At 66.0% G+C, this 7,408-nt stretch carries 9 protein-coding genes; 1 reads left to right on the top strand and 8 read right to left on the bottom strand.

Annotated features, from left to right (window positions below):
- Positions 1 to 73 (bottom strand): transposase (locus AC5O77_RS21305; RefSeq protein ID WP_494506921.1); only part of this gene is annotated, 73 nt, incomplete at its 3' end.
- 272 nt (positions 74 to 345) lie between these two features.
- Between AC5O77_RS21305 and AC5O77_RS21300 the strand changes: the two genes are divergently transcribed.
- Entirely contained in the window at positions 346 to 507 is a 162-nt protein-coding gene (locus AC5O77_RS21300) for a hypothetical protein (protein WP_494507134.1), read from the top strand.
- 83 nt (positions 508 to 590) lie between these two features.
- On the opposite strand, the gene der is transcribed toward AC5O77_RS21300, so the two are convergent.
- The 7 genes from der to ndk all read right to left on the bottom strand — a co-directional run bounded on the left by der (position 591) and on the right by ndk (position 7,222).
- Positions 591 to 1,988, bottom strand: a complete 1,398-nt coding sequence (gene der, locus AC5O77_RS21295) for a ribosome biogenesis GTPase Der (RefSeq protein ID WP_049453247.1) — start codon at positions 1,986 to 1,988, stop codon at positions 591 to 593.
- 17 nt (positions 1,989 to 2,005) lie between these two features.
- Positions 2,006 to 3,214, bottom strand: a complete 1,209-nt coding sequence (bamB, locus tag AC5O77_RS21290; protein WP_032130494.1) for an outer membrane protein assembly factor BamB — start codon at positions 3,212 to 3,214, stop codon at positions 2,006 to 2,008.
- Complete coding sequence (locus tag AC5O77_RS21285) at positions 3,214 to 3,852, bottom strand: YfgM family protein (RefSeq protein WP_032130493.1); 639 nt, start codon at positions 3,850 to 3,852, stop codon at positions 3,214 to 3,216. Before AC5O77_RS21285 ends, bamB begins: the two co-directional genes overlap by 1 nt.
- A gap of 65 nt (positions 3,853 to 3,917) precedes the next feature.
- On the bottom strand, positions 3,918 to 4,790 hold the full coding sequence (locus tag AC5O77_RS21280; protein WP_032130492.1) for a RodZ domain-containing protein: 873 nt from the start codon (positions 4,788 to 4,790) through the stop codon (positions 3,918 to 3,920).
- Positions 4,791 to 4,808: 18 nt separating this feature from the next.
- Positions 4,809 to 5,594: a type IV pilus biogenesis/stability protein PilW gene (gene pilW, locus AC5O77_RS21275; protein WP_478057146.1), complete on the bottom strand. Its 786-nt coding sequence runs from the start codon at positions 5,592 to 5,594 to the stop codon at positions 4,809 to 4,811.
- A complete protein-coding gene (gene rlmN / locus AC5O77_RS21270; protein WP_005409296.1) occupies positions 5,581 to 6,786 on the bottom strand; it encodes a dual-specificity RNA methyltransferase RlmN in 1,206 nt (401 codons plus the stop codon). The genes pilW and rlmN overlap by 14 nt, the downstream gene beginning before the upstream one ends.
- Before the next feature lie 10 nt (positions 6,787 to 6,796).
- Positions 6,797 to 7,222 (bottom strand): nucleoside-diphosphate kinase, encoded by a 426-nt coding sequence (ndk, locus tag AC5O77_RS21265; protein ID WP_008265389.1) that lies wholly within the window; start codon positions 7,220 to 7,222, stop codon positions 6,797 to 6,799.
- Between the last annotated feature and the right edge of the window lie 186 nt (positions 7,223 to 7,408).

Genomic DNA, 7,408 nt, shown 5'->3' with positions numbered 1-7,408 from the left:
TGATGCCGGGCTGGCTCGCCTGCTCAACCGCACCGCGCTTGAACTCGGCACTGAACTTCCTACGCTTTGACATGAACACTCCTCATGGCCTGAATCGGCCTTCTTGTAAGTGTCCGTGAAAACGGGGTAGAACCCCCGCAGCCTGAGTTCCGCATACTGCACATTTCCGTCCACCGCCTTGCCCTGCGAGCCGACGAACAGCAGGACCTCAGTCGTAGACCGCCATTCACCCGCCGCCTCTCTCAGGCAGGCTAGGACGTTTCGGCTGATATGGCCGCGCTGTAGCAGCGGACCCTCACTCGACATTCGTACCGGTCGGATAACCTCCGGAGGCACGCAGATGTCGTGAAGGCCAAGAATGCGGTCCAGTGCTTCAAGATCCCTGCGCGTCGCCTCGACGCTGCTGTCCAGATCGGCCGCACGCTGACGAACAGCGTCGGCCCTTCTCTGGATCTGGGCAATGTGGCCAGCGAGGCGGGCGCGCTTATCGACAAGCCATTTCAGTGACGATGGGGTCCGGGTTTCCATGACCCCACGCTAGCACCGACAACTACCTGATTTCCTTGGGCAAGTGCGCCATCATGGCGGCATCACTTGCCCTTGACGTGCTTCATCAAGCGCCGCTTGGCCTTGACCTGCCGCTCGGTGAGGACGTTCTTCTTGCCCTCGTACGGGTTGGTACCCTCGCGGAAGATGAAGCTCACGGGCGTGCCGATCAGCTTGAAGCGCTTGCGGAAGAAGTTCTCCAGGTAGCGCTTGTACGATTCCTGCAGTTCCTTCAGGCGCGTGCCGTGCACGATGAAGGTCGGCGGGTTGGCACCGGCCGGGTGCACGTAACGCAGCTTGGAGACATGGCCGCGGATGGTCGGCGGCGGGTTGGTCTCATACGCCACTTCCAGCGCCTTGTTCACTTCGCTGGTGGTGAAGGTCTTGTTCGCCGATTCGTGCGCGCGGTGCACCGCGCGGAACAGCTCACGCAGGCCCGAGCCATGCTTGGCCGAGATGCGCACCGACTCGGCCCACGGCACGAAGCCCAGCTTCAGCGACAGCATGGTTTCCGCCTGCTCGCGCTGGTACTCGGTCAGGCCATCCCACTTGTTGATGGCGATCACCAGCGCGCGGCCGGCGTCGAGCACGGCACCGAGCACGGTGGCGTCCTGGTCAGTCACGCCTTCGGTGGCGTCGAGCATCAGCACGGCCACCTGGCACTGCTCGATCGACTGCATGGTCTTGACCACCGAGAACTTCTCGACGACCTCGTCCACACGCGAACGACGGCGCAGGCCGGCGGTGTCGATCAGGCGGTACTCGCGGCCATCACGCTCCAGGTCCACTGCGATCGAGTCGCGGGTGGTGCCCGGCACGTCGGAGGCGATCATGCGCTCCTCGCCGAGGATGCGGTTGACCAGGGTGGACTTGCCCACGTTCGGGCGGCCGACGAAGGCGATGCGGATGCGGTTCGGATCGTTGTCCAGCTCTTCGCCGCTGCCTTCTTCCGGCAGGCGCTGGACCACTTCGTCCAGCAGGTCGTCCAGGCCCTGGCGGTGCGCAGCCGACACGGTCAGCATCTCGCCGAAGCCGTAACGGGCAAACTCCGAACGCACGGTGTCCTCGTCGGTGCCGTCGATCTTGTTGATCAGCAGCAGCGTCGGGCGCGACAGCTTGCGCAGCCAGGCCAGGATCTCGTCGTCCATCGCCGAGGTACCCTCACGGGCATCGACCACGAACAGGATCAGGTCGGCTTCCGCCGCAGCGGCACGGGCCTGGCGGGTGGTAGCCCCTGCCAGACCCTCTTCCTCTTCCGCGATACCGCCGGTGTCGACGACGAGGAAATGATTGTCCTCGTCCAGACGGCAGACACCGTAGTTGCGGTCGCGGGTGACGCCGGGCTGGTCATGGACCAGGGCGTCACGGGTGCGCGTAAGCGCATTGAAAATAGTCGACTTGCCGACATTCGGCCGTCCAACCAGGGCGACCAAAGGCAGCATCGCGATTACTCCAATTTTTAATTTGCCAACCGGAAGGCGGTCAGCTTGCCATCAACGTTCTGCACCAGCAGCACCCCGTCTACGACGATTGGCTGGGCCAGCAGGGCGTCACCGCCGCTCTTTGCCCGTGCCGCCATCGCACCATCGGAGGTCTGCAGCCAGTGCACGTATCCCTTGTAGTCGCCGACCACCACGTAGTCGCCGTGCAGTGCCGGGCCGGTCAGCGAGCGACGGGCCAGTGCGGTCTGCGACCACATCGCCGCGCCGCTGGCCTTGTCCAGGCCGAACACGCCGCCCTTGTTGTCGGTGACGAACACATTGCCAGACGAGACCGCCACGCCACCGGCACCACCATGGTCGCGCGCCCACAGCGGGCGACCGGTCGGGCCTTCGATGGCCATCGTCTGGTTCTTGAAGCTGCTCACGAACAGGGTATTGCCATCCAGCACCGGCGCACCGTCGACATCGGCCATGCGCTCCAGCTCGGTACGGCCTTCACCGTTGCCCACATTCTGTTCCCACAGGGTGCGGCCATCCTGCTGGGCCAGGGCGGCAACCGCGCCCTCGTCCTTGCCGATGAACAGCACGCCCGGGCCGGTCACCACCGGCGCGTTGCCACGCACGGTCAGCGCCGGCAGCTCGCTCGGGTTGAACCACTTCTGGGTGCCGTTGCCGGCATCGAACGCGGTGATGCGGCCGTCATTGCTGCGCACGTAGACCGCGCCCTGGGCGATGGCCGGCGCGGCGATGACTTCACCCGGAACACGGGCGCGCCACTTCTCGCTGCCGTCGTTGATGTCCAGGGCGATGACCTGGCCATCGAGCGTGCCGATCACGACCAGGTTCTCACCGACCCCCGGGCCGCCGGACAGGCGCAGCTTGGCCTTCTTCTTTTCCTTCTTCGGCTCCCAGGTCCAGACCTTCTTGCCGGTCTGCAGGTCGATGGCGTGCACGCCACCGGTGAGTGCCGCAGCGAACACGTGGCCGTTGGCCACGGCCGGGCCCTGGCGCACGCCGATGCGGCGCTCGCCCTTGCCGAGGTTGACCGACCAGGCCTTGTTGACCTTCACGGTCGGCTCGAACTTGACCAGCTCAGCCGGTTCCTGTGCCTTCTTCGCGGCCGCGTCCTTGCCGGCGAACCAGCCCTTCACGGTGCTGCAGCCGGTCAGGGCCATGCCCATCAGGAGCACGGTGGCGACGCGGGTGATCATGACCTTCTGACTCATCAAACCGACTCCGCAGGGGCGGCAACGGTGCCGCCGGCGTCCATAACCTTGGTTTCCAGCAGGCGCCGCTGCGGCGCTGCCACGTCCAGCGACTTCAGCGCTTTCTCGTACTGGCCTCGGGCGTCATCACGCTTGCCCTGCGCCATCAGCGCGTCGCCATGGATTTCCAGGCTGCTGCTGTCGGTGGCGCTGCCCAGCAGCTTGATCGCCTCGTCACTCTTGCCGGTGGCCACCAGCAGGCGGGCCACACGCTGGTCGACCACGCGCTGCAGGTCACCTTCGACCTTCACGCCGCGCAGGGTGGCCAGGGCTTCTTCGTTCTTGCCGGCGTCGACCTGGGCCTTGGCCAGCTGCAGCGCCGCGAGGTCGCCGTAGATGCTGGACGGGCCGGCTTCGAGCGCCTTGACCGCCTTGGAGGCGTCGTCGAGCTTGTTCTGCTGCAGGCCAACGAGCGCCTTCTGGTACTCGACATTGGCCGAGGCCAGCTTGCCGCCCTGATCCTTCTGGTACCACTGCCAGCCGGCAATGGCACCGATGGCGATGACTACGCCACCGAGGATGCTGGCGCCATTCTTCCGCAGCCAGCTGCGGACGCGTTCACTTTGTTCGTGCTCGTCGAGCAGATCGTCGATCGCCATGCGTACTCTCGCCCCGCCCATCGGGAGGGACCATTGGGATTAATCGAAGGTGGTGAAACCGCGCCTCAGTGCGAAACCGGGACTACGGAGCCTTCAGAGGATACCTGAAAGCGTGCCACGTTGGCTCGCTGGTAGGGGGTCAGATCGACGATAGCGCCGTTCTGCTGAACCTGGACCGCCGAGGCGTTGCCCAGGGTCACCCGGGTCACCTGGCCCGGCGTGAAGCTGCGGCTCTCGCCGGACTTGATCAGCGCCTTCTCGACGGTAGCGCCGTCCGGGCCGCCGATATCGACCCAGCTGTCGCCGCTGAACTGCATGTCCAGCGTGTTGGCGGCAGCCGCTGGTGCCGGGGCTGAACGCGGCACCGGGGCCAGCGAGGCTACGTACGGGGTGGCGGCCGGCTTGCTGGCCGGGGCGCTCGCCACGTCAGCCACGGCGGCCGGCTCGACGCCGGCGGCAGACGGGGTCACCGGCACAGCGGCCGGGATCGCGTCCAGCGAAGCGGTGTTCGGCGACGGCGTCGCACTGCCATCAAAATGACCACGGGTGGCGAACCACACCGGCACCGCCAGCACCGCGGTGATACCGACATACAGCACGCGACGGCCGAGATTCTCGGCAATGCGGCGCGCACGCGGGGTATGGGTATGGCTGACCAGGGTGGGCGGAACCACCGGGCCGACCTGGGCCTGCTCCAGCAGCTGGCTCACATCCACGTCCAGCAGGCGCGCGTAGCTGCGCAGCTGGCCGCGCACGAATACCGGCGCACCCAGCTTCTGCCATTGTTCCTCTTCCAGCGACTTGACCACCTGGACCGGCATGCGCAGGCGCGAGCCGACATCTTCGAGGGTCAGTCCGGCCGCCTCGCGGGCCTGGCGCAGGCGGCTGCCGCAGCCGGCCGCAGTCTCGAGAGCGCTCACAGTCTGGTCATCAATCACAATGCATCAACCCTGGAGTTAGGAGCCCGCTTCCTGCGGAAATTCCTGTCGAATGCGCTGAAGATAGCGGTCAGATGCCGCCCGATCTCCCAGCCGCGCTTCGATTTGAGACGCAAGTTGTAACACGGAACGCGTTGCGGGTGCAGCCGCAATCCTACGTTCGGCGAAGGCCCGGGCCTCCATGAAGCGCCCCTGGCGGAAGCTGAGCTGGGCCATCGCCTCCAGCGCGACCGGGTTTCCCGGCAGCGTTGCCAGCGCCGCACGCAGGTCGCGCTCGGCACGTTCGAACTGGCCGGCATCCAGCGCACAGCCCCCGGCATTGGCCCGGGACTCGGCCGGCGTGGCGTAGCCCGGCGCCTGCAGCGCACGATCGAACCAGACCAGCGACTCGGCCGGCCGGCCCTGCTGGCACAGCCACGCGCCGTAATTGTTGAGGATGTCCCCGCGCTGCGGCGCCTGCTCGGCAGCCCTGCGGAAGCTCTCGCCAGCCTGTTGGGTGCGGCCACGCCGCTCGTCGATGCCGGCCAGCAGCACCAGCGCATCGGGCGACTCGGGGGCCAGCTTCAGCGCCTCGCGCGCCTTGCGTTCGGCCGCATCGAGGTTGCCCACCTGCATGTCGCGGGCGGCCAGGGCCAGCAGGTCCTGCAGGCGCACCTGGCGCCGCACGCTGTCCGGATCACGGACCGAGTAGACCGGCGCCTCGCTGGGGCCCAGCTTGGCCTTGGGATGGGATTTGCAGCCGCCGACCGCAACGGCCAGCACGCCTGCGAACAGAACCAGCCAGAGGCGGTCAGGCCGCGGCATCGCTCCCCTTCCCCGCCTGCAGCGTCTTGTTGAACTCCGCCTGGCGGCGGGTGCGGTCCATCACCTGGCCCTTGAGCTGGCCGCAGGCGGCGTCGATGTCGTCGCCTCGGGTGCGGCGGACCATGGTCAGCACGTTGCTGTCGAGCAGGATCTTCTGGAAGGCACGGATGTGCGCTTCTTCCGAACGCTCGTAGCGGGTGCCCGGGAATGGGTTGAACGGAATCAGGTTGACCTTGCCCGAATCCTTGGCCTGCACCGCGTTGTCGAACTGGCGCATCAGGCGGGCCAGCTCGCGGGCATGCTCGGGCTTGTCGTTGATGCCCTTCATCAAGGTGTATTCGAAGGTGACCGATTCGCGGCGCTTGTTGGCGCGCAGGTAGCGTGCGCACGAGGCCATCAGCTCGGCGATCGGATACTTCTTGTTGAGCGGCACCAGGGTCTCGCGCAGCGCGTCGTTCGGCGCATGCAGCGACACCGCCAGAGACACGTCGCTTTCGGCAGACAGGCGGTCGATCTGCGGCACCAGGCCGGAGGTCGACAGGGTCACGCGCTTGTTGGCCAGGCCGTAGCCCAGGTCGTCGCGCATCACGCTCATGGCGCGCACGACGTTGTCGAAATTCATCAGCGGCTCGCCCATGCCCATCATCACCACGTTGGTGAGGCGGCGCATCTGGTGCGGCACGTTGCCCAGGTGGCGTGCGGCAACCCACACCTGGCCGATGATCTCGGCGGTGGTCAGATTGCGGTTGAAGCCCTGGGTGGCAGTGGAGCAGAACGTGCAGTTCAGGCCGCAACCGACCTGCGAGGACACGCACAGCGTGCCGCGGGTCTTGTCCGGGATGTACACGGTCTCGATGGCGTTCTTGCCATCCACGCCCATCGCCAGCAGCCACTTGTGGGTGCCGTCGGCGGAGGGCTTGTCGAACACGATGTTGGGAACCAGCACCTCGGCATGGGCCTGCAGCTTGGCGCGCAGGACCTTGCCGAGGTCGGTCATTTCATCGAAATCGGTGACGTAGCGATGGTGGATCCACTTCATCACCTGATGGGCACGGAACTTCTTCTCGCCGAGAACCTCGACGAAAAACTTCTCCAGGCCCGCGCGATCGAGGTCGAGCAGGTTCTGCTTGCCAGCCGTGGGTGCCGACTTCGGCAGCGGCTGGATGGCGGGGGACTGTACGACCTCGTTCACGGCATTACTCTCAGCGCGAAACGACTTCGGTGGCGGCGAAGAAGTAGGCGATTTCAATCGCGGCATTCTCGACCGAGTCCGAGCCGTGGGCGGCGTTGGCATCGATGGATTCGGCGAAGTCGGCGCGGATGGTGCCCGCAGCGGCTTCCTTCGGGTTGGTGGCGCCCAGCAGGTCGCGGTGGGCCAGGACGGCGTTCTCGCCTTCCAGGGCCTGGATCATCACCGGGCCGGAGATCATGAACTCGACCAGCGCGTTGAAGAACGGACGCTCGCGGTGCACGGCGTAGAAGCCTTCGGCTTCACGACGCGACAGCTGCTTGTACTTGGCGGCCACGACCTTCAGGCCGGCCTTCTCGAAGCGGGCGTAGATTTCGCCGATGACGTTCTTGGCAACGGCGTCCGGCTTGATGATCGAAAGGGTGCGCTCCAGCGCCATGGGATGTCTCCAATGGAATCGGGCCGCTGATGGCCCGAAGGGTAACATGAAAAAAACCCGCGTCGGGACGCGGGCTTAGCCTGATAAACGTAGGCGAATTGTAAAAGATAAAGCGGCAGCGTGGTAGTGCCGGCCGCTGGCCGGCAGGCTGGCGCCCCACGGGCCGGTCTCTTATAAACATCTCCC

The sequence above is a fragment of the Stenotrophomonas sp. INTA L402-1 genome, assembly GCF_059295135.1.
This window is presented reverse-complemented; position numbering and strand designations above follow the sequence as displayed.